General features: G+C 56.8%; 12 protein-coding genes and 3 pseudogenes. 9 read left to right on the top strand and 6 right to left on the bottom strand.

Going from position 1 to position 22737, the window contains the following annotated elements:
- Positions 1-305: 305 nt before the first annotated feature.
- Positions 306-4052 (top strand): hypothetical protein, encoded by a 3747-nt coding sequence (locus BBG20_RS16930; protein WP_065905370.1) that lies wholly within the window; start codon positions 306-308, stop codon positions 4050-4052.
- Positions 4053-4144: 92 nt separating this feature from the next.
- Here the strand turns inward: BBG20_RS16930 and BBG20_RS32600 are convergent.
- Positions 4145-4210, bottom strand: a pseudogene (locus tag BBG20_RS32600) (response regulator); the annotation flags it as partial.
- Positions 4211-4375: 165 nt separating this feature from the next.
- Here BBG20_RS32600 and BBG20_RS16935 point away from each other — a divergent pair.
- From BBG20_RS16935 to BBG20_RS16945, 3 genes are all read left to right on the top strand, one after another.
- Complete coding sequence (locus tag BBG20_RS16935; RefSeq protein ID WP_141697294.1) at positions 4376-4846, top strand: hypothetical protein; 471 nt, start codon at positions 4376-4378, stop codon at positions 4844-4846.
- Between the two features lie 405 nt (positions 4847-5251).
- A complete protein-coding gene (locus tag BBG20_RS16940; protein WP_065905377.1) occupies positions 5252-7333 on the top strand; it encodes a hypothetical protein in 2082 nt (693 codons plus the stop codon).
- Complete coding sequence (locus tag BBG20_RS16945; protein ID WP_141697295.1) at positions 7228-9144, top strand: hypothetical protein; 1917 nt, start codon at positions 7228-7230, stop codon at positions 9142-9144. Before BBG20_RS16940 ends, BBG20_RS16945 begins: the two co-directional genes overlap by 106 nt.
- Before the next feature lie 98 nt (positions 9145-9242).
- Here the strand turns inward: BBG20_RS16945 and BBG20_RS16950 are convergent, their stop codons facing one another.
- The 5 genes from BBG20_RS16950 to BBG20_RS16970 all read right to left on the bottom strand — a co-directional run bounded on the left by BBG20_RS16950 (position 9243) and on the right by BBG20_RS16970 (position 15816).
- Complete coding sequence (locus tag BBG20_RS16950; RefSeq protein WP_065905380.1) at positions 9243-9620, bottom strand: response regulator; 378 nt, start codon at positions 9618-9620, stop codon at positions 9243-9245.
- Between the two features lie 78 nt (positions 9621-9698).
- A complete protein-coding gene (locus BBG20_RS16955; protein ID WP_065905381.1) occupies positions 9699-10892 on the bottom strand; it encodes a hybrid sensor histidine kinase/response regulator in 1194 nt (397 codons plus the stop codon).
- Positions 10886-11491, bottom strand: coding sequence for a chemotaxis protein CheB (locus tag BBG20_RS16960; protein ID WP_065905383.1), 606 nt, complete (start codon positions 11489-11491; stop codon positions 10886-10888). The genes BBG20_RS16955 and BBG20_RS16960 overlap by 7 nt, the downstream gene beginning before the upstream one ends.
- Positions 11488-12318, bottom strand: a complete 831-nt coding sequence (locus BBG20_RS16965) for a CheR family methyltransferase (RefSeq protein WP_371920652.1) — start codon at positions 12316-12318, stop codon at positions 11488-11490. Before BBG20_RS16965 ends, BBG20_RS16960 begins: the two co-directional genes overlap by 4 nt.
- Positions 12319-15816, bottom strand: coding sequence for a response regulator (locus BBG20_RS16970; RefSeq protein WP_065905386.1), 3498 nt, complete (start codon positions 15814-15816; stop codon positions 12319-12321). It abuts the gene before it with no gap.
- Between the two features lie 286 nt (positions 15817-16102).
- Here BBG20_RS16970 and BBG20_RS16980 point away from each other — a divergent pair, with 286 nt between their 5' ends.
- The 5 genes and pseudogenes from BBG20_RS16980 (at position 16103) to BBG20_RS17000 (ending at position 22665) form a co-directional block, all read left to right on the top strand.
- The gene (locus tag BBG20_RS16980; protein WP_141697296.1) at positions 16103-19633 is read left to right on the top strand and encodes a hypothetical protein; all 3531 of its coding nucleotides are present in this window, start codon (positions 16103-16105) and stop codon (positions 19631-19633) included.
- 193 nt (positions 19634-19826) lie between these two features.
- Positions 19827-20189 (top strand): response regulator, encoded by a 363-nt coding sequence (locus tag BBG20_RS16985; protein WP_065905392.1) that lies wholly within the window; start codon positions 19827-19829, stop codon positions 20187-20189.
- A gap of 232 nt (positions 20190-20421) precedes the next feature.
- A pseudogene (locus BBG20_RS16990) lies at positions 20422-20739 on the top strand (hypothetical protein); the annotation flags it as partial.
- Positions 20736-21251: pseudogene (locus BBG20_RS16995) on the top strand (DUF1214 domain-containing protein); the annotation flags it as partial. The pseudogenes BBG20_RS16990 and BBG20_RS16995, both read left to right, overlap by 4 nt.
- 13 nt (positions 21252-21264) lie before the next feature.
- Positions 21265-22665, top strand: coding sequence for a DUF1254 domain-containing protein (locus BBG20_RS17000; protein WP_065905394.1), 1401 nt, complete (start codon positions 21265-21267; stop codon positions 22663-22665).
- The last annotated feature ends 72 nt before the right edge of the window (positions 22666-22737 follow it).

A 22737-nucleotide genomic window follows, 5' to 3' on the forward strand; every position in this document is an offset into this window, starting at 1 on the left:
ACCGCCCGCCCCAAGGGGTATATCCGCCTATTAGTAAACATATAAGTCTTTCTATGTCTGCTGTGGAACCCGCCGCCCAAGCTGAACAACTTATAGGGCCATACCATGACATATGACACGGCCATATTTTTAGTACGCGAAGCGAGGCGAGCATGTTATCAACCAGCAATTCCCTGAGACCCCTTCCAGTCAATGCAGTGTCAGGGGGTATTCAGGCGAACAGCTCAACACCCGAGCGCAGGAGTAGGCCGTTAGAGACGCCCCCTGAAGGTTCGAATCTTAGTGGATACGTTCAAGGAGATAGTGTGCTCGCCGGACTCTATGCCAACGCCCTGCGCGATGGCATTAAAAACGGGATCCTGCAGGAGTCGTTAGATAATATTCCTAAGGATTCGTCGTTCGGCAAATGGTGGTCGCATCTTCATGACGCGATCAAGAGCCCACCGTTTACCGTGTGGGCCAAAAGCAAACATATCGATCTATCGAAACCCATCGAGATTTATCCGGGTTTCGACCAGATCTCCTGCTACATTCATGGCGAACGCAAATCCTTATGGGGCCCCGAGCAGGATAAGTCGTGGCCTGTTTTCATGGCGCCTGTCATGAAAGCTGCGGGCGTATTGGGGCTTGGAAAGACAGCGATTACAGCGCCCACCTCCGGTTCATCCGCCCCCTTGGAGACAATCGGCAAGTTCTATGGCGAGCCCAGGCGGCCTTGGTCGATGGGTACCTTGGCAGAGCGCGCCACGAAACTGGAGCGGACAAAAATATTTGAGCCGATACCGCCGGCTGATCTGGCCAAGCGGGTTCATGAGCGCTCTGATGAAGCCTTGGCGCATGAGCAGACAGCGCTGGGAGATGCCCAGGATAAACACGTCCTGGGGGCCAAGCTGCGTGCCCTCCCCAACGATGACCCAGCGCAGATCGCCAGGTATTTGAAAGACACATTGCTGCAGGTTCATCCCCTGTCCAGCTACAGCCTTAACCAAGAGGAGCAAGTCAGCGACACTGTCAGCCTTGAAGCCTTTATCTCGGGCAATGGATGGCAGCTACCCAAAAGCCGCGTTGAACTGAACAATATGATTGAAGTCCTGGATATACCGACACTGCAAGAGCCTCCCCATGGAGACTTCGGCGGCGGATTATCCTGGTCCCCACCGCTGGATCTGGAGTCGCAGACACACGTTTACAGCCATGTCCTCTACAACTTGAAGCTTCCTGGTCTGGACGGGGAAAACCCGGCTGTCAGAAAGAAGGGCGCACTGGATTACCTCATGAAGAGGATGCCGCTTGAGACTTACGACCTGCGTAACCCTCGCAGAGTCATTGAGGATGTCCTCGGCTCTCCCAAGGCGCTTGAGTTGGGCAAGGCGCTTCAAGAAAAAATGGGCGCCGCAGTAACGGAGGAGACCTTCCAGGATTGGGCCTTGACCGCGATCATGACCACCCTGGACAACGAATCTGTATTTACGCCTAAACAGCATCATACGGCGGGGTTCGATCTATCGGCCGACCGCCTCTACGGTCAACCCTTGGCGGGCGTAAAGCAGGCACTGTCGGACCACTTGGTCGCCACCGGCAAAACGTCGGCACGGCTAGCCCCCATTGGAACGCATCTGCTGCTATCCCGTGCCGCCCCGGAGCTATTGGTCAAGGACATCCCCAGTAGCGTTACCTATGGCTCCAATTCGTGGATGCACTTGAGGGCTGCGGTCAAGTTCATTGAGGCACAGGCGCCTGGGGCCAGTGCTCAAATGAACTTCACTCAGATTATGGAGCGCGCCAACCTGACACCGCTCAGCAGTGATGAGCAAGCGCTCAGGAACGTGTTTACCAATGAATCGCTGATGCTCTGGGGGAAGCTCAATAGCGTCATCGGCAATCAAGCGGGCGATACTCCCTCACTGGAAGATTTAAAGCTGTGCCAGACACATTTTAATCAGCAAGTTGAAGAGTTGTCGAAAGTCTCCCAGCACCTCATGACGCCCATGCCGACCCGCCGTGACATAGCGCTGGAAAAGTTAAAGGAAGTGTTTGGCGAGACGCTACCGCTGGAAAGGAACTACCTGCAATCGGCCAACGAGCAATACGGTGACAATCGTTATTTCTCGCCGGTCGACGTTTATATGTCAAACGAGTTGCGCCCTGGGCGCTGGAGATCTATCGATTCAAGCCTGTCGGCTAATGACCTCACCAGCAAAGGCTTGACGGACCCGAACTTTACTTTCAAAACGAGATTCGACGCCTACCACCATGGAATGAAAGTCAGCCATAAAAACCTGCTGAAGAATATGTTTTCGAAGTTGCCTGAGGAGGACCGTAAGCATCTTGAGTTTGGTAAGCAGGAATTATATTACTTACGCCCGGCCATCACCGGTCATGCTTCACATCTCATCCCCTCCGCGGATGAAATCGTTGCGAAAGGATTAGGTGGATTGTTAATTCGCTCTGAGCACGAGGGCAATGTTTGCCATTACGAGGTTTTCCCCAATAGCATGCTGATTCGTAAACGCACGGATCTTCCCCGTCAATTGGAACTTGGCGGTGTGAAACCGCTGGCGAATACCGAAATAAATAAAACTCACCGCCTTGATTGGAATGCCTACAAAACCGGTAAACCGCCTCGGGGCGAGTCGACCACCTCGCAAATACAGCTGCATCGCATAACGCCAGAAAAAGAATGGGTGCCGCCCCCTCAGGACAGTTCGGTCAACGCCATGCCGATGTCTTATTTCGGTGGGAAGTCCGAATACCTTGCTGAACTGGCGGCCAGCCAACATTTCACACCTGACTATGAAACATTCAAGAATGCTGCCCACGGGGAAAGCGCCTTGGAGGAAACCACCCGACAACACATCGCCGGACGAGAGTTCCTGCTGGGCTTGATTCCGTTCAAGAACGCCATCGAAGCAGCTATTGACGGGGACGCTGCACAGGCCGCCATGCTGTTTGTCATGGATGGCTTGAGTTTCGTGGTCCCTGCGGGAAAGGTTGCCAGTAATATTGGCAAAATGGGCACCCGCGGGGCGCTCAAATCCTTGAGCATTGCCAAAATGGCCGGCGCAGGCATTCTTGCCGCAGCAAACCCGGTAGGTGGCCTGGATGACTTGGTTCGCCTGGTGGGAAAAGGCGGACAAAAACTCACTACCATCGGCCCCCAGCGTTTCGGCAAGTTGATGGGCATTGCGGATAACGTCGATTTGATAAAACTGTCTAACCGGCACGATATTGCAATGGGAACGTATAAAGTGGCTGGCAGTACCGAACCTGTAAGCGTCACGGCCAAATACAACGAAACGGCGGGTAAATGGGTACCTTATGATGTTGTTAAAAACAAAGTCTATGGCAAGCCCCTGGATAACTTTACACCTGAAACGGCAAGATATATCGATGACACGTTGGGCACAGACGGTGTCGTGCTAAGAGTGAAGCGAAACCATCTGGAAAGGAGTCTGGCCAGAGATAATGCTATGGATTTTGGTCGAAAACTCAAGGACTTCAATGCGCCCGGGGTGGGTATTTTCACATATGTGGACGAATACAAAGGCGTGGAGCGCCTTAATATTTGTGCACATGGCGTTAACCCAAATTACGGGCAGCTGCTTCTTGATGAACCTATGAAAATGTATTACAACGGCAAGGGCAATACCCCTGTCGAACTGTTGGCGACGCTCAAGGCCTCCAATATCAACCCGGAGAGTTATAATAACGTGCGCCTGTTAATGTGCCACTCTGGTAACGGAGGTGCCGATTCTTTCGGGGGTCAATTCGGCGGGTTAATCAAGCGTAACGTCAAGGCTTTCCAAGGCCGACTCCATGCCGATTTGGAGCCTCAGGATGTTGATTTCCTTTTAGCAGGTCCGAGGTCAAATTCCCCCCACTTAACAGAGGAGATCAAAAAAGAAGTGCTGAGGCGACTGCAGCCCTCTTTAAATGTTCACCCTAAAAAAGCTCCCATGCCAGGGGACAGTTATTTAACCAGTGAATACTCGGAATCCATCAGGCTTTACTATCGCCCGCTAAAATTCAACTTTACCTCAACTGCCGCCTAGCGCGTTACATCGGTGTGGACGCAAATAGCTACGCGTCGTCCGTGGTGCACGGACGACGCGTAGCTAGGGTTCAAAAACACGTGAAACCAGCGAGCCAACAAGCGCTGGATATGCTCCTGCAACGTATCCAGATCGAACGGCTTGGCCAGAATCGGTGCCTGGCAGCAAAAAAACAGTGTGTTCAGCGCAGATGTCAAAAAACTGTATGCCCCCCTAGCGCTTTCTGGCACTACGCCTCTCTCTCTAACGCAGAATTACGGAAGAATTGGGAAATTTTCTAACAGGCGCCGGACAATCAACAGCGAATCTGTTACGAGTCTTCCGTGCTCATCGGTCAATCTGAAAAAACCTTTTCGCCCGAAGTACTTGACGCGGTCATAGCAAGTACAAATCGTGAGGGTGCTAATTACTCACAACGCTATCTGGACTTGATGGACATCAAACAAGACAGTCTGAAGGCGACGTTCAATGCCGAAGTCATCACAGAGTCTGGGCTGATTAATTTCAAGCATGCCAACCAAGGCGGAGAATTCGGGCATACCGTCTACAAAAAAAAAACAAAAAACGATGAGCTGTATCTTTTCAATATCAATGGTCCGGAACTGGACGTGGCGATGATCAGAAACGGCAATCCGCCCGAATATAGCGGCGAGATATCAGTGTTCCCCCTTAGCAATGGCAAAAGCAAAGGCCTGCAGGACTTCCTCGATGGGCTCCGGGGCAACCCGGGTTGGCAATTTGCCTACACACCCGCCAGCACACTTAATGCCAATGTGAAAAAATTGGCACCTTGAACCTATGAAATCAGCGGCGTCGAGCTTTCGACGCCGGTCCTCCATCAAGCCAACGATGCAGGACTGCATTCACGTATTCCCGCGCCTTTGGCCGGCGGGGCTGAGGCTGGCTCCAGCAACCTGATCCTCTGCCCCGCCGGTAGGTACCGAGCCTACTGAGCCAACGATCGCCAGGCAACCGTGCCGGAAAAACGCGTTGATGCTGCCTATACATCCGTAAGGTGAGGGAGATGATTCGGGCCTGACTGCGTTCGCAGGGTCACCGCCCATCACGAACATAGCCTGTAATCATTGGCCAGGCGAAGCGTGGAATTACTCATCATGGTTTGGGTACGAAGGTTTGTACCTGAGGGTATGAAATGTGCCCCTGGTACCCTCTGAATAAGACCTGGATGAACCACACCGATGATGATGCCGAACTCCGCAGCCCAGACACCTCGCACACCTACCCAGAATTCCACCTTCCCCCAGGTTCCCGTTGATCAGCCGACTACGGGCATTGGCATCGGCCCCGAAAGCGATACCCCGACACCCTCCCCGTTTTCGAATACCTCTCGCGCCACTGGCGACACTCAACTGGCGGCGCTTTATGCCAGCACACTGCCACAAATCACCGGTATCGCCAGCCGGGACAGCGAGCTTATGCTGGAAAACATTCCGCCACATTCCACCTTTGGCCAGTGGTGGGCACAACTGGGGCGCGCCATGCAGTCCCCGGATGTGGGCGACTGGATGAGATCTGTGGGGATCGATACCCGCACGGTTCAGATATCTCCTGAAACAGGCCAAATTTCCTACAAGGTTCAGCATCACATTACCTCCAATCCTTTACTGCAGAGCCGTGGGCAAGACGACAAGCGCTGGGCAGAGGTGAGCGGTCCGGTCATGCAGGCCGGCAAAGTCATTGCCGCGAATTATGGGTTTTCGAAATTCAAGCCACCCTTGTCGGAAAATAGCAACAGCGCGCCATTATGGCTCGTGGGGCGTTTCTATCGGGAGCGTGCAACGCTGCCCGGTGAAGTGCCACAGCGGGTCGCAGAGCTGGAGCGGGACAAGGCCTTCCAAGAACTGCCCCTGGAGCAATTTTCCAGTCTTCATGAAGCCCGCAGCGAAGAAAGCCTCGACAGGCAGAGGACGGTACTGGCTAACCACAATACGCAGCGCCACGCAGCCCAGGGTTTCATGCAGATGGTTACCTTTCTGGAAACCGGAGACCTGCCACCGTCGTTGATCGGTGAGCATCTTGAGAAGAATACAATCCCGGTCGATCCCGACAGCACCTATGCGAAAACGCTTGCTGGCACATCAGGTGAGATCAGCCTTAAGCAGTACCTGCAAACCAATGGCTGGGATATCCCAACCACTGGACTGCAGGTGGAAAACCTTGTGAGTGCCCTGCTCGCTCCAGAACCCAAAAGCTCACCTTATGGAAACTATGGGGGCGCACTCACCTGGCCGGTTCCGCTTGATCGCAACGGCCAGCAGCAACTGCTGACGTACCTCAGGACAGACCCAGATGTGAGCCGCTTCAACAGCGTGCTGGAATATTTGATGCAGGGCATGAACTTTGGGCCCGCCGAGTTGCAGGACCCGCAACGGGTGATCGACCGGGTGATCCAGTCTCCGAAAGGCCAGGCATTGGGCGAAGCGATCATGGCCGAGTTCGAAACGATGGCGATCAAAGGCAGTGCCGAAGATTGGTTGCTGGCAGCCTTGAGCATTGATGAGAGCTTTCGCAGAAGCCCACCGGGCGTGTCACCAAAAGCCAGCCTTGGCGGGTGCATGCTGGCAACCTCGTACAATTACGGTAAGAACGCCGCAGAAATAATCAAGGAAATTGTCACGACCTTGGGCAGAGCCTCGTCGCCCGAGAAGGCGAATATTCAAGTACACCTGCTGCTATCGACCCGGGCGCCTGAGTTTCTGGTCAAGGACATCCCTGACAAGCTGATCTATGGCACTCACAGTTGGGTCAGCTTTGTCACGGCCGTAGATCGGCTTGAAGCCAGTGCACCCGGTTCGACTGCAACCATGAACTATGCGCAGGTCATGCTCCACGCATCCATTGCACCGGTCTCTGCCGAGGAGCGTCAGATTGAATATGTTGCCCAGGAAAACGCCCTCAAGGATTGGGCGCTGGCCAATGGCCTGGGATACCCCCAGAACGACCCACAGATGCAGACCGTGCGTAACGCTTTCAATCGCCAGATTCAAGAACTGAGCGCTGCTTCCCAGGCGCAACGTACTCCGATGCCGATCGCAAGGGACATCGCATTGGCAGCGTTGAAGAACGCGTTGCCTGACATGGATCCGGCGCTGTTTGATAAAAAATGCATGAGCTTCGAACCTGACGTGCCCGATTTCCCAGGCCCTACTCGATCATGGACCTGTATCTCGACGGCAGAAGTGTGCAGGATGCACCGATTGTACGAAACAACGTCAGCGATAACATTCGTCATAATACCGGTGACGTCGTCGCTGCATTAGTTTCTTCATCCGCTGATATTGATACCCGCAGCGTGCTTGCCGTCTTAAAAGAACTGCCTGATGTGTCGGGTAGTTTTAAAGCAACGTTTCGAGACTACAGTACGGCAATCAAGAAAAGCCTCGGCGTTCAATTCAAAAGCTTGATATCTAAACAGCCGTTGGCCATTCGGAAAGATTTTGAGGAAGGCAAAATCACTATTGTCCGAGAGGACAGCATAACCTACACACCCTACTCAATGGGGCCGATACCAAAGAGAAATACCGATAATAACTTGCTGTTCAAAATTGAACGAACCGGGAAGGCGCCTCTCACCTATGAGGTGGACCTAAAGAATGATCGAATCCTCGAACGTACTGACCTTGGAGATTTCCAGCCTGGCAAGTTTCCACTCGATCACACCCACCCAGGCACAAATTTCGTAGAAGTAAAACCCGTTTCGTCACGTCCGTACCCCCCAGGCTTAACCGATGAAAAACACGACGCTCCCGTGGTTCCCAACAGCTACAGCAGTGAGCGGACGTCCTACATAGCGGATGCATTTATAACCAACTCGGATATCGAAACTTTTGAAAAAGAAGCGCAGGGACTGACGACCTTTGATACCGAAGTGCCCTTCTACAAGAAGTTTCGAGAGTTCATGCTCAACCTGATTCCGCTGCGATCGGCAATTATCAACTTTCAGGAAGGGAAAATTGGCGAGGGTATTCTTGATCTGTCGCTGGACATATTTGGATTTATGGCGGGGATAGGTGCTGCGGCAAAGAGCGCCAAAGCCCTGCAAGTCGGCGCCTCATTGCTGGGCAAAACGCTTCATGTGGGCAAAATAGTCGGCCGAGGGGCCATTGGCGCCCTTAACCCCCTCGACGGGCTGGGTGACTTGGCGATTGGAGGTGCCAAGCTGGCTGGCAAGGGGGCAAAATCCTTGAGTGGTGCCATTCGCAACTCGGACTTGCTGCATTTGGCGACGAGAGCGGATGTCGCCGAACTGACGGTGAAGGGGCCCAATGGGGTGAGCCAGTACAAGACACTTGCCAAAGTGGATACCCGTACCGGAAAAGTTTACCGCTACTCGGCCAAGGCGGATAAGGTTTATGGGCGACCGCTTGAGGGCTTCAGCATGAACCCCGGCGGCGCGAATGACCGCTATTCTTTACTCGGAAGGCAACTGGCAGTTGACAACGTCGTGGATATGGGCGGCGCGATGAGGGACATAAAAGCGATTGACAAAGAAATATTCACTTTTGTAAACGACGTTCAAGGCACGTCCCGATTGACGATTGTTGCGCATGGTTGGGAAAGAAACCCGCTAAAAAAATTATTCAATCTTGGCTCGACTGTATCAGACTTCGCCGAGCACTCTTACACGCCAGCACAATTTCTCAAACTACTTGAGAAACACGGTATCGATCCGAAGAAATACGACAGCGTACGATTTGTTACCTGTTTTTCTGGCGAGGCCGGTACCCATTCTTTTGCGGCCAAGTTTGGTGAGCTGACCGGCAAGCCTGTGGCAGCCTTCGAAGGCACCGTCACGGTCAAAACCAATGACTTCGAGAGACCATTTAAAGCTAATCTGCACATCGCTAAAATCAAAAATCCAAAGCTCGATAAGAACGCTCTTTTAACCATCGCGGAAGAAAAACTCAAAAGAGACTTCGAAGGAAAAGTCGACAGAATCCTAAAAGTCGATAATGAACACAAGCGAGTCGACATCGTCAGCGACGGACTATCTGGCAACAAACAGGTAAAACAAGTGATCAACTATCGCCCCGCGTTCTACGGCAAAAAACCATGGAATACTGCCGGCTAGCGCGTTAGATCGGTGTGTACGCAAACAGCTCCGCGTCGTCCGTGGTGCGCGGACGACGCGAGCTGGGATTCAAAAACATGTAAAAACAGCGAATAGAGTCAAGCCAACAAGCGCTGGATATGCTCCTGCAACGTATCCAGATCGAACGGCTTGGCCAGGATCGGTGCATTGCGCGTGATCGGGCTGTTGCAGTCGAGGATTTCCTGCGGGTAGCCGCTGATAAAGATGACTTTCAATTCCGGGCGCAGCTTGACCGCCGGTTCAGCGATCTGCACGCCGGAAATTCCGCCCGGCAGGCGGTAGTCGGTGACCATCAGGTCCAGGTGCGGCTTGGTCGCCAGGATCTGGAACGCCTGCTCCCCGTCAATTGCCTTCAACACCCGATAGCCCAGGCCTGCCAGGTACTCACCCAGCACAAACATAATGGATTCGTCGTCCTCGACGATCAGTACGACATCTTGTGCATCTTCACTCATGGGAAGCCTTTGTCCGGTCAATTGCTGCAATTACGACCATGGGGTCACGCAGAGGTTGCGTCGGGGTGACGATTGATTTCATACCGACGGCTCAAGGGGCAGGCACACCCGAAACAAGGCGCCCTCGCCTATCTGGCTCTCGACCTCGATGGTGCCGCCATGGGCTGCAACGATCTGCTCTGAAATAAACAACCCAAGGCCCAGGCCCGCCGCCACCTGGCTGGCGGAAACCCGCTCGAACTGCTGGAAAATGCGCTTCTGGTTCTCTTGGCTGATACCGATGCCACGGTCGCGCACCTCTACCCGCGCTTCGCCGTGCTCGCGGTATACGCGCACATCCACCGGGCTCTTGGCCCCGTAGCGCAAGGCGTTGGTCAGCAGGTTGGTGACCACCTGCTCGATACGGAACTCGTCCCAGTTGCCTTCCACCGGTTCTTCAGCCACCAGGTGCATGGACGAGTCCGCCGCCGCCACTTGCGGCGCGAAGTTCTCGACCAGGTTGCGCACCAGTTGCGCGAGGTCAAAACGCCCCGGGCGAATCGACAATTTACCGGTGCGGATGCGCGACACGTCGAGCATGTCTTCAATCAGGCGGATCAGGCTCTGGATCTGCCGTTCGTCGCGGTCAACCATGGCGTGCATCTTGTCCAGGGTAAACGCGGCCGCATTGTCCCGCGCCAGGTGCATCTTGCGCAGCTGGGTTTCAAGGATCAGGCCGTTGAGCGGCGTACGCACTTCATGGGCGACGATCGACATGAAATCATCGCGCATGCGCACCGCCTGCTCCAGTTCGGCCTGGGTGGCCTGCAGGCGCGTGAGCAACAGTTCCTGCTCACGACGCGCGCGCTCCAGGGCTTCGAGTTGCTGCTTGACTGCCTTGGTCTGGCGATACAGGTCGACGAACACATTGACCTTGCTCTTCACCGCATGGATATCCAGCGGCTTGTGCAGGAAGTCCACGGCGCCGCTTTCGTAGCCTTTGAAGGCGTAATTGAGTTCGCGGCCGGCGGCACTGACGAACACAATCGGGATGTTCTTGGTTTTTTCGGTACCGCGCATCAGCTCGGCCAGCTCGAAACCATTCATGCCGGGCATCTGCACGTCGAGAATCGCCATGGCGAATTCGTGCTCCAGCAACAGGGACAAGGCTTCATCGGCGCTCAATGCCTTGAAGACCTGGCGATCCTCGCGCTTGATCAGCGCTTCGAGGGCCAGCAGGTTCTCCGGCAGATCGTCAACGATCAGCAGTTTGGCCTGGACAGTACTTAACATGGGGAATATTCCAGGGAAGCCAACAGTGAGCCAATCTGGCTCAACGTAAGAATGTGGTCAGGTGTATGCAGCGCCAGGGCTGCACGGGGCATGATGGCAACACGTGCTTCAGTGGGTTCTTGCACCACGGTAGTTCCACGCTGTTGCTTGACGTGGGCCAGGCCACGGGCGCCGTCCTGGTTGGCGCCGGTCAACAGTATGGCGAGCAGGCCCGGGCCGTAGGTATCGGCGGCGGACTCGAACAGGAAATCGATCGCGGGCCGCGAATGGTGTACGCGCTCTTCCTGGCTCAACGACAGGCTGCGATCGTGCTCCACCGACAGGTGATAACCAGGGCCGGCAAAATACAGGGTGCCAGGCTGGATCACTTCCTTGTCGCGCGCTTCCACCACCGGCATGGCCAGGCGGCGGGCAAACACTTCGGCCAACTGGCTGCGGCGCTCATCGGGCAGGTGCAACACCGTGATGATCGGCAACCCGAACCCTCTGGGCAGTTCGGCAAAAACCTTCAGCAACGCCTCGACACCACCGGCGGATGCACCGATGACGATAGCCTCTATACCCGCGACCAATGGCGGGTTGGCAGTCGCTTGAGTCATAGTTTTCGGTAGATCCGTTCCTGTTTGACCAAGGGTTCGAATTGTTTGCCGAAGGCGGAGAAATCCAGGGTCTCCTTGCTGCCCAGCACCAGGAAGCCGCGATGGCACAGCGACTCATGAAACAATCCGAATGCTCGATCCTGCAATTTTTTATTGAAGTAAATCAATACGTTACGACATGAAATTAATTGTGTTTCTGAGAACACGCTGTCGGTCGCCAGACTGTGATCGGCGAATGTCACGTTCTCACGCAGCGACTTATCGAAGATCGCGTAATCGTAAGCCGCGGTGTAGTAGTCGGCAAATGAACGTTGGCCACCGGCCTGCTGATAGTTGGCGGTGTAGGCCCGCACATTCTCCAGGGAAAAGATGCCCTGCTTGGCCTTGTCCAGGGACGCCGGGTTGATGTCCGTCGCGTAGATGATCGTGCGCTCCAGCAAGCCCTCCTCGCGCAACAGGATGGCCATGGAGTACACCTCCTCCCCCGTGCTGCAGCCGGCGATCCAGATCTTGATCGACGGGTAGGTCTTGAGCAGCGGCACCACTTCCTGACGGATTGCCAGGAAGTGCGACGGATCGCGAAACATCTCGCTCACCGGAATCGTCAGGAACTGCAGCAGTTGCATGAACGCTGCCGGGTCGTGCAGCACCCGCTCCTGCAGCGCCGAAATGGTCGCACAATCAAACTGGCGCAAGGCGTGCGCCACGCGGCGTTTGACTGACGCACCGGAGTAGTCGCGAAAGTCGTAGCTGTACTTGAGGTAAATCGCCTCGATCAACAGGCGCAGCTCAATATCGCTGCTCTTCTCCAAAAAACTTCGCTCCACTTAAATGCGTTCCATCTTCGGTAGCCATACGCGAATCAGCGAGAACAGACGGTCCAGATCAATCGGCTTGGCCAGGTAATCGTTGGAACCCGCCGCCAGGCAGCGTTCCTGATCGTCCTTCATGGCCTTGGCCGTCACGGCAATGATCGGCAGCTTCTTCCAGCGCGGGTCCTGGCGGATCAGGGCAGTGGCCTCGTAACCGTCCATTTCCGGCATCATCACGTCCATCAGCACCAGATCGATGTCCTCGACTTCGTTGAGTTTGTCGATGGCCTCGCGGCCGTTACGCCCGATCACCACCACGGCGCCTTTGTGCTCCAGGGCGCTGGTCAGGGCGAAGATGTTGCGCACATCGTCGTCCACCAGCAGGATCTTGCGCCCCTCGAAGACTTTGTCGCGACTGCGGGCGGTCTTGAGCATCTTCTGGCGATCATGGGACAGCTGGGATTCGACTTTGTGCAGAAAGAGTGTGACTTCATCCAGCAGGCGCTCTGGCGAGCGCGCGCCCTTGATGATGATCGAGCGCGAATACTTGCGCAGTTCGGTTTCTTCATCGCGGGTCAGGTTGCGCCCGGTGTAGACAATCACCGGCGGGAACGAGCAGATATCCTCGGTGGCCATGCGCTTGAGCAATTCGTTGCCGAGCATGTCCGGCAACTTCAGGTCGATGATCATGCAGTCATAGATATTGGTGCGCAGCAGGTCGAGGGCGGCCTGGGCATAGCCAACATCGGTGATTTCAATGTCATCGTCGCCGATCAAGCGGGCAATGCTGTCGCGCTGCAGGTCATCATCTTCCACCAGCAGCACGCGCTTGACCTTCTGGGTCAGCTTGGCCTCCAGGCGCGCGAACACGTCCTTGAGCTCCTCACGGGTGGTGGGCTTCACCGCATAACCGATCGCGCCCATGTGCATGGCGGCTTCGACGCGGTCTTCCACGGAAATCACATGCACCGGGATGTGGCGGGTACTGGCGTGTTCCTTGAGGCGTTGCAACACGGTCAGCCCGGAATGATCCGGCAGGCGCATGTCCAACAGGATCGCGTCCGGAGTGTATTCCTCGGCCAGGCTGTAGCCCTCGTCCGCGCCGTGGGCCACCAGGCAGTGGTAACCCAGCTCATGGGCCAGGTCGAAGAGAATACGGGCGAAATTCGGCTCGTCCTCCACCACCAGGATGCAGCGCGTGGTGAACGGTGCCTTGTCGCGGTCATCGGCAAACCGCGGGATCAGGTGCGCATCGGCCACCGGCAGCGGCGACACCGCGATGGGCTTGGGCGCAGGGGCGGCCACCACCTGGCGCGGCTGCTCGATAGGCGGGGCGTCATCCTGGCGTTCGACGTACTGCTCAGGCAAGACCAGGGTAAACACGCTGCCCTTGCCAGGCTCGCTGGTCACGCTGATATAGCCGCCGAGCAAGCTGGCCAGGTCGCGCGAGATCGACAGGCCCAGGCCGGTGCCGCCATAACGGCGGTTGGTGGTGCCGTCGGCCTGGCGGAAGGCCTCAAAGATGCTTTCCTGCTGGTCCGGGGCAATGCCGATGCCGGAGTCGCGCACGCTGAACGCAATGCCTTCGCCTGCCGCACGGTACACCGACAGGCTCACTTGGCCCTGTTCGGTAAACTTGACCGCGTTGGACAGCAGGTTCTTGAGGATCTGCTCCAGCCGCTGGCGGTCGGTGAACAGCATCGCCGGTGTGCCTTCCTGGACCTCCACCTGGAAACCCAGCTTGCGGTCGGCAGCCAGCGGTTCGAACATGCCGCGCAGGCCGTCGACCAGGCGCGCCACGCTGGAGTTTTCCGGGCGCATTTCGAGCTTGCCGGCTTCGACCTTGGAAATATCGAGGATGTCGTTGATCAGGTTGAGCAGGTCATTGCCGGCCGAATAGATCGACTCGGCGAACTTGACCTGTTCGGCGCTGAGGTTTTCCTGCGGGTTCTCCGCCAGCAACTTGGCCAGGATCAGCGAGCTGTTCAGCGGCGTGCGCAGCTCGTGGGACATATTGGCGAGAAATTCGGACTTGTACTTGCTCGAGCGCTGCAGTTCTTCGGCGCGGTCTTCCAGCTCGAGCTGGGCCTGGTTGAGCTCGACGTTCTTGCGGTCCATGGCGTCGCGCTGCTCGGCCAGGGTCTGGGTCTGTTCGGCCAACTGCTCGTTGGTCTGCTCCAGCTCCGCCTGCTGGGTTTCCAGGTGGGCCTGGGACTCCTTGAGGATGCGCGACTGTTCTTCCAGTTCCTCGTTGGCGGTCTTGAGCTCTTCCTGCTGCACCTGCAGTTCTTCGTTGAGCTGCTGGGTTTCGGCGAGGACTTCCTGCAGACGCTGGCGATAACGCGCGGCCTCGATGGATGTGCCGATGTTCCCGGCAATCAGCTCCAGCAGCTCTACATCACGCTCTTCCAGCGGGCGCAGGAACCCCAGCTCGATCACCCCATTGACGCGGTCGTCGTCGCTGGTCGGCACCACCAGCACACTGCGGGTCGGGCCATCGCCAAGGCCGGAGCTGACCTTGAAGTAATCCACCGGCACGTCGTCGAGGCGAATCAGGCGGTCCAGCTGGGCAGCCTGGCCGACGATGCCCTCGTCGCTGTAGATCGACTGTTCCAACTGTTCCTGCTCGCGGGAGAAGCCATAAGTGGCCACGCGCTTGAGGCCGCCGTGCTCCTCACGCACATACAACGCGGCGACGGCCGAGCCCATGTACTGGGCAAAGAATTGCAGGATGTTGCGCCCGAGCATGTTCAGGGTCAGTTGGCCCAGCACCTGTTCGGCCAGTTCGGTCTGGCCGTTACGCAGCCAGGCTTGTTGTTCGAGGCGCCGCGCGATCTTCTGTTGTGACGCGAGGTTTGCGCTGTAACTATCTGAAAGTGCAAGTAAATTCTTACGACCGATATAGGCGAGAAAACCACTCAGGCCCAGCACGAAAGCCAGGTAAGCGGTAACGCTGATCACGGTGGTGCGGGTGACATCTTGATTGCGCGCGACACGGAACTGCTGCTCCATCTCCACGGCGTCTGCATATTCCTGGCGAATCGCGTCGGTCAGGCTCTTGCCGCGACCGGACTTCACCGCCCCCCGGTAATCGCCGCTCTGGCGTTGCAGGTCAATCATCGATTGGGCGTACTTGTTCCACTCGGCCTGCATCGCCTCCAGGCGCTTGAGCCGATCCACTTGCTGAGGGTTATCCGCCACCAGCTCCTGCAAATTGTGTAAATCACCAATGATGCGCGGCTTGGCCACTTCATACGGGTCGAGGAAATGCTCGTCACCGGTGATCAGGAAGCCGCGCAAGCCGGTTTCCAGGTCCACCGTCAGCTTGGACGACTCGTTGAGGTTGTTGATGACCCGGTCGGTGTGCTCCACCCACTGGATAACCGAGAGCAAATAGGTGATCAGACAGACGAAAAACACCGCACTGAGCACGCCCACACCCAGGGGCAAAGCCACGTTTCGGCTGAGCAGTGTACGAAAGCTCTTTTCATCGACGGACGACGCAGGAGTCATGGGCATGCCTTGGCCAAGTATGGAAAAACCGGGAGTTTGCCCCAAAGTGGCGGTACAGGGCTACGTTTCTAATGTGTATTGAGGATTAAGCGTACAGATTCCTGCGCCACGACCTGTGCCGCCCGCCAAGTCTGTTACATCCGCCCAACCAAAACATTTATGACATTTCTGCAGGCGGTCCCACCGGAACTGCTCAGTTCGGCTCGTCACTCATTTGCAGTAGGCCTCACGCGCAGTGAGGCTTTTTTGTAGGCGATTATCCTAATCTGCAAAGGTGATAACGATGATGTCTTCGTCCGTTTCGCAACTACAGCCCCGAGTCACAGAGCACGCCCATCCTGCAACGTCAGCGCAATCTACCCACACGGCTGCCGACGTAAACGACACCCCCCCGGCGAACACGCCAGGTGCGCCCCCATCGGATTCATCCCAGTCGCGTGCGCAAGCAAACGCACGCAATTGGAAGAACCTGGCACAACAGCTGACCCGCGCGGCAAAAAGCCTGGCCGAGGACGCGGCGCCCTCTGCCGTGCTGGCCCATTTGAAAAACACTCAGGTCGCGATTGATGCGCGCTCCGACGATCATCGGTTCAACGCCTTGGGCGGCGTGCCCTCTGTCAGCCTCGAAATGTTTATCAAGCATCATGATTTGCCCATCCCTCAGACCCGATCCGACCTGGCTCACCTGGCCGAAGCCGCTCACGCTCACGCCCTGCAACAGCCAGAGGGCAATCTCGGCGGATCGCTGTCCTGGCCCCATCCCCTGACGCAGGAGGAGCAACGCAAGGTCCGGGTCATTGTCGATTCCAGCATCCTGCGCAGTGATAACCAGACCCCCTCCTCCGACACCCAGACGCGATTGGCCCGAGGCGCATTGGGTGCGCTGATAAACGCCGCCTCGTTGTCGGAGGCCCAATTGCAGGAACCGGCCCAGGCCCTGCAAACCCTGCTCAAGTCACCCAAGGCCCAGGCGATAGGCCAAGCCGTGCAGGACGGCCTGAATGGCATTGCCACGCCCACCAGCCTCGGCGATTACGTGATGGCCGCCATTAACATTGGCCTGGACCGTGAGTCCGTCGAGCAACCCCGGCGGCAGTCGGTCGCCGGCTTTGATCTGGGTCAGGAAGCGTATTGGGGCATGCCCGCGGCCACTGTCGTCGATGGGCTGAGTCGCCATCTGGTGACTGCCGGCCGGGTCACGCAGGCCGAAGCCAAACTCGCCACCCACGTGTTGCTGGCACGCGTGGCGCCGCAGTTGCTGGTCCAGGATATTCCCGGCAGCGTGGTCAATGGCAGCCAGGCCTGGGTCAATTTCTGTCGGGCAGTGGCCAAGATCGAGGCGATTGCGCCGGGAACGGCGTCACAGATGAGCTACGGCCATGTCATGAGCGCGGCACAAGCGCTGAATGATCCCCCGGACCACATCACCCAGGCCTTGCTGCTGGATTGGGGCGTGATCAATGGCCTTGTCGCCAGGAAAGAGGACGCGCTCTACACCCCGCAGGAGGTGGAAACCGTCAGGACCGCGTTCAATCAGCAAATCAACGAAAGAACCACGGCCTCTGAATTACTCGGGGCCAGCATTCCAAGTCGCAAAGCGATTGCCCTGGAGAAGCTCAAGCAACAGTTTGGCGAAGGCCTACCGTTCGAGGAGAAATGTCTCACGACGGTTTCGGATGACAAATCCAAGCAGTTGGATGGCAAGCATTCGATGCTCGACATGGCGATGATGGGGATCAATGTCCGCTGGAAAACCGACGATAGCCGAATCCCCATCGACGCGATCAACGAGCGGCCCAGGCTTAACGTCAACGGCGAGTTTCTCGGCCAGTACGAAACCGCTGTCGACTCCCTGGAAAAAGGCGTCAAGACCCAAATAAGGCACTTGATCTCTGAACTGCCCCTGGAAGATCGAAAAAACCTCGAACTGGGTAAAATTGATCTTTACCAAAAAAACCAATATGTCATTGATACAGGGTTTATAAACCCGCCCGTCTTTCGCTCCAGACGCAATGAGTTGCTGATAAAAACGCAGCGAATGGTGGATGGAAAACCGCAGGTGTGCGTGTATGAAGTGGACATTTTAAACAGCCGCATCATCAAGCGCTCGGAAGCGGCGATTACCCGGGGCGATCAACGCAACAGCAATATCCAGACCCGCATAGAAAAATTCATACCGGATGACCATGACCGCCAAGCGCCTGAAAAAACACCGGTGGATTCGGCGCCAGTCCCTTTGAGCTTTACTTCCGCACGCACACACTACCTCGCCGACGCTTTTTTTAAACACTTGGATATCGGTGGCCATGATCAACGCACGCAAGCCTTTGGAACCACGACACTGGATCAGCAGAAAGCCGGGGGTGAGCGCGTCAAGGAGTTTTTCCTCAATTTGATTCCCTTGAGGTCGGCCATTGTCAATTTTCGCCAGGGTGACTACGAGTCGGGCCTTATCGACCTTGGCCTGGATGCGTTCGGTCTCTTGACCGCGGGCTACGGAGCCGGCGCAAAAGTCGCCAAGGTAGCCTCGACGGGTGCCTCCACTGCGGTGAAGGCTGCGCACGCGGGACGCATCATCGGCGGCGCCCTGATCAGCGCACTCAACCCTTTGAGCGGCGCCAAGGGCCTGGCCATCGGTACAGCCGCATTGGCGACCCAGGGCGCCAGAATGTTCAGCCATTCAGGCCAATGGCTGATCAACAAGGTTCGGGGCGCATCGGGGAGCTATGACCTGCTGAAGGCGGCCAACAAGGAATATGGGGCGGCAGCCCTGGGGTCGTATAAAGTCGCCGAGGGTTCTGTCGACGGGGTCGCTGTCCATCGCAATGGCAACTGGTACGCCTACAATCCGCTCAAGCAGGAGGCATTTGGCGCGCCCTTGCAGCACTTCACCCCTCTGAATGGCAGGCCAGGCCCTATCGACGCTGGAGCACCGATCGGGCCTCATCACGAAGGGTTCAAGAACAACCTCGAGCGTGCGCAGTGGCCGCATAATCGCGCTGATTTCAATCGTGGCTTTGAAAGTGGCGATGTGACCCGTCTTCGCGATTATTACCCAGATATCAGCGCGCAAGGGCTCATCGAACTGATTTCCAAGCCCGGCCGGACTGCGGAAGAAATTGGCATGCTTGCCAAGGAAATCAAGTCGAAGGCCATAGAGAATGCACAATACGCCTCACATCTTCTGAACTGTGACGTCGATGCACCCGGTGTGCGGTTATTCCCGGCGTCACAGACCCACTACCACGCGCATGTCGACCCCGCCTCCCGCGGCGAGTGCGCGGCAATGGCAAATACGATGGCGCTGGCGATCGAGCATGGCAAAGAAGACGTGTTCCTCACCAACCTGTACCGCGCCGCCGACGCGCCCTTGACCCCCGAATCGCAAACCTTCATCAAGACCCTGAGAACTTTTCAAGATGTGGTCGGCGACAAAAAAAGCTTTCACCTGGACCAAACCGTCACAAAATGCACGGCCGCGCAAATCATCGAAGACCTGACCAACTCCCCCACCTCGAAAACCCTGAGGATCGGTGAGAAAGATCATGGGCTGTTAGCCGGCATCAAGGTCAAGAACGGAGAAACAGAATGGTTTTTTTACGACCCGGACGCAGGGCTGGTGAAATTCCAAACATTGCAATCGATGCAGGAAGGCCTGGATAAAGCGTTAAGCAGCGGGCTGACTGCGGTGACGCGCAGGCCCTATGGCAAAAAACACGGCACGCTGACCTACAACGTCAGCGAATTCCAAGCGCGCGATTTGGCTGCCGACAAGGTTGACGGTGCGGCCGTAGCGCAGTTGATGACGCCGTTATAATGCCTGGCACGTGAATAGCCCTCGCCTCACTCGACCACGTGAGGCGCAGGGTCCGCTCCCGAGCGGGACATTCTTGTCCATTGCCTTCACAATGAAGACCTGCTGCGGGAACTTGCCAGGATCGAAGCCACTCATTAGAAGATGGTCTTTGCACTGAGCACGACCTGCACCTCACTTTTCGGGAACCCTCATTATGTCCGCCACCGCCCCCACCATCCTTGTCGTCGAAGACGATGCCATCGTGCGCATGTTGATCGTCGATGTGCTTGAAGAGTTGGAGTTCCAGGTGCTGGAGGCTGCCGACGCCGAAGAGGCCCTGAAAGTGGTGGAAGACTCCAGCAAGGTCATCAACCTGATGATGACCGATGTCGGCCTGCCGGACATGGATGGCAAGCAACTGGCGACCAAAGTGCGCGAACTGCGTGCTGAACTGCCGATCCTGTTTGCCAGCGGCTATGCCGACAGCATCGATGTGCCCGAGGGCATGCACGTGATTGGCAAGCCGTTTTCCATCGATCAACTGCGCGACAAAGTCAAAGTCATACTGGCAGTCTGACACTTCCCCGTTGCCGCCTATCGCTCTTTGGAGCGGTAGGCCACTGCTCTTCCCCTTTCTAAACAACTAATTCATTCGGGTTGCTAGCGCGTCTGGATATAGCTGCTAATTTCAATCGACAGGTCCTGCAGCGTTTATGACGCGGGGCAGCCCGAGCACGCAGATGTTGCCGGGCAAGTCACCATGGAATTGGGGAATTGTCATGTCCAGATCATCGCTTGTTCCAGCATTGATGCTGGCCGCGTTCACCTTGCCGACGTTTTCTGCACACGCCGATACCGCCGATACCGCCAACAAGAGTAACAACCCGCTCAACCTGGCGCCGGGCGCCAACTTGCAGGACTACTACACGCCCAGGTTGTATGACAGCAACGCGCACACCAATGACCTGTTGCTGCGCGGTACATTGCCGATTGCACCGTCGGACTTCATCGGCGTGCCGCAGCTGTTGCGTGCCACGCTGCCGATCAGCACCCGCCCGGATCCGCACAGTGGCTACAGCACCGGCATCGGCGACCTCAACCTGTTCGATATTTTCCTGCTCAAGACCGGCAGTGGGACACAGTGCTGAACATCGTCGAACCCTCCCAGCATCTTGGCTACTACGACCAGCGGTGGGAACGTAGCGCCTGGTTCTACGAGGCGGTCACCAACACCAAGGGCATGGTGTCCAAGACCCCGGGCCTGGGCCAGACCTACCTCGGCGCCGACACCGATAAAGACGGCCAATGGCTCGACGGCGGCAAACACTACACGCTGCATGTAGGCGCCAATCCACCCGCCAGGCAATTCTGGTCACTGACGGTCTACGACATCGACAGCCGCTGCCTGATCGACAACCCACAACGCAAGGCCGACCTGTCTTCACGCCAGGATTTAAAGAAAAACCCCGATGGATCGATCGATCTTTACTTCGGACCGCACGCGCCAAAAGACTTCGAGAGCAACTGGGTGCAAACTCTCCCCGGCAAACATTGGTTCAGCTATTTCCGACTGTACGCGCCGACCGAGGCCTACTTCGATAAAAGCTGGAAACTCGACGACATCACCCCAGTTCCCTAAGAGACGCAACAACATGATCAGAAAACCGACGCGCCTGCTGTTGGCGAGCCTCTCGATACTCATGAGTACCGGCGCCTGGGCCGATTTCACCGCGACGCCCAGCGAAGCCCGGGCCATTGCCAAGGAAGCCTACTTGTATGGCTACCCGGTGGTGGAAATGTACAAGACGCTCTACACCCAAGCCGTCGACAAGGGCGGTGCCAACTTCAAGGCACCGTTCAACCATATCGGCAACACCGCCCAGGTCTTCACGCCCAAGGACAGCGCTTTCGTCACCCCGAACTCGGACACGCCCTACTCCTTTGTCTGGCTGGACCTGCGCAGCGAGCCGCAAGTGCTGACCCTGCCCAAGATCGAAGACAACCGTTACTACTCGGTGCAGCTGATCGACCTCTACACGCAGAACTTCGCCTACCTGGGCACGCGCAGCACCGGCAATAACGGCGGCCACTACATGATCGCCGGCCCGGACTGGAAAGGTCAGCAGCCGGTCGACATCGACCGCGTGGTCTACAGCGAAAGCAACATCGCCTATGCCCTGTACCGCACGCAACTGTTTGACGAGAAGGACCTGAACAAGGTCAAGCAGATCCAGAATGGCTACAAGGTGCAGCCGCTGAGCAGCTACGTGAAGCAAGCGGCGCCGGCCAAGGCACCGAAGATCGAATGGCCCAAGCCCATGGCGACCATGACGGAAGGCCCGCAGCTGTTTCGCTACCTGAACTTCATGCTGGCCTTCGCCGCCCCCCAGGACAGTGAAAAAGACCTGCTGGCGCGCTTTGCCAAGATCGGTATCGCCCCCGGCGCGCCGTTCAAGGTCAAGGACCTGACGGCTGAACAGCGCAAGTCCCTGGAAGAAGGGATTGCCGACGCCCGCGCCGAATTCGCCGCCTTCAAGAAAGACAAGGTCGACACCCACCAGGTCAGCAGCGGTGACCTGTTCGGCAGCCGCGATCACCTGCAGAACAACTACCTGTACCGCTACGCCGGTGCGGACATGGGGATTTTCGGCAATTCCACCGATGAGGCCGCCTACCTGGGTTACTTCGTCGACAGCGAGGGCAAGCCGGCCAACGGCGCACGCCACAGCTACACTGTGCATTTCGCCAAGGACCAGCTGCCACCGGCCGACGCGTTCTGGTCGCTGACCATGTACGACGGCAAGACCAAGCTGCTGGTGCCCAACCACAAGAAACGCTACCTGATCAATTCGCGCATGCTGCCCAACCTCAAGCTGGACGCCGATGGCGGCCTGACCCTGGCGTTGCAGCATCACGAACCACCGAAGGCCGAGCAGAGCAACTGGCTGCCGGCCCCACCCGGTCCGTTTTACGCGGTACTGCGGATTTACCTGCCCAAGCCTGAGGTGGGTAATGGTCAATGGAAACTGCCGCCCTTGACCCCGTTGAAGTAGCACTGCCTGCCCGGTCGCAACAGGGGTAGACCGGGCATGTAGCCCCAGATATCAGGCCGACAAGGAGTAGCG

It is taken from the genome of Pseudomonas aylmerensis (genome assembly GCF_001702265.1).
Lineage (GTDB): Bacteria > Pseudomonadota > Gammaproteobacteria > Pseudomonadales > Pseudomonadaceae > Aquipseudomonas > Aquipseudomonas aylmerensis.

Excerpts from the sequence above, each read along its gene's own strand:
- BBG20_RS16940 (WP_065905377.1), top strand. The coding sequence starts at position 5,252 with ATGATGATGCCGAACTCCGCAGCCCAGACACCTCGCACACCTACCCAG.
- BBG20_RS16945 (WP_141697295.1), top strand. The coding sequence starts at position 7,228 with ATGGACCTGTATCTCGACGGCAGAAGTGTGCAGGATGCACCGATTGTA.
- BBG20_RS16950 (WP_065905380.1), bottom strand. The coding sequence starts at position 9,620 with ATGAGTGAAGATGCACAAGATGTCGTACTGATCGTCGAGGACGACGAA.
- BBG20_RS16955 (WP_065905381.1), bottom strand. The coding sequence starts at position 10,892 with ATGTTAAGTACTGTCCAGGCCAAACTGCTGATCGTTGACGATCTGCCG.
- BBG20_RS16960 (WP_065905383.1), bottom strand. The coding sequence starts at position 11,491 with ATGACTCAAGCGACTGCCAACCCGCCATTGGTCGCGGGTATAGAGGCT.
- BBG20_RS16970 (WP_065905386.1), bottom strand. The coding sequence starts at position 15,816 with ATGACTCCTGCGTCGTCCGTCGATGAAAAGAGCTTTCGTACACTGCTC.
- BBG20_RS16980 (WP_141697296.1), top strand. The coding sequence starts at position 16,103 with ATGTCTTCGTCCGTTTCGCAACTACAGCCCCGAGTCACAGAGCACGCC.
- BBG20_RS16985 (WP_065905392.1), top strand. The coding sequence starts at position 19,827 with ATGTCCGCCACCGCCCCCACCATCCTTGTCGTCGAAGACGATGCCATC.
- BBG20_RS17000 (WP_065905394.1), top strand. The coding sequence starts at position 21,265 with ATGATCAGAAAACCGACGCGCCTGCTGTTGGCGAGCCTCTCGATACTC.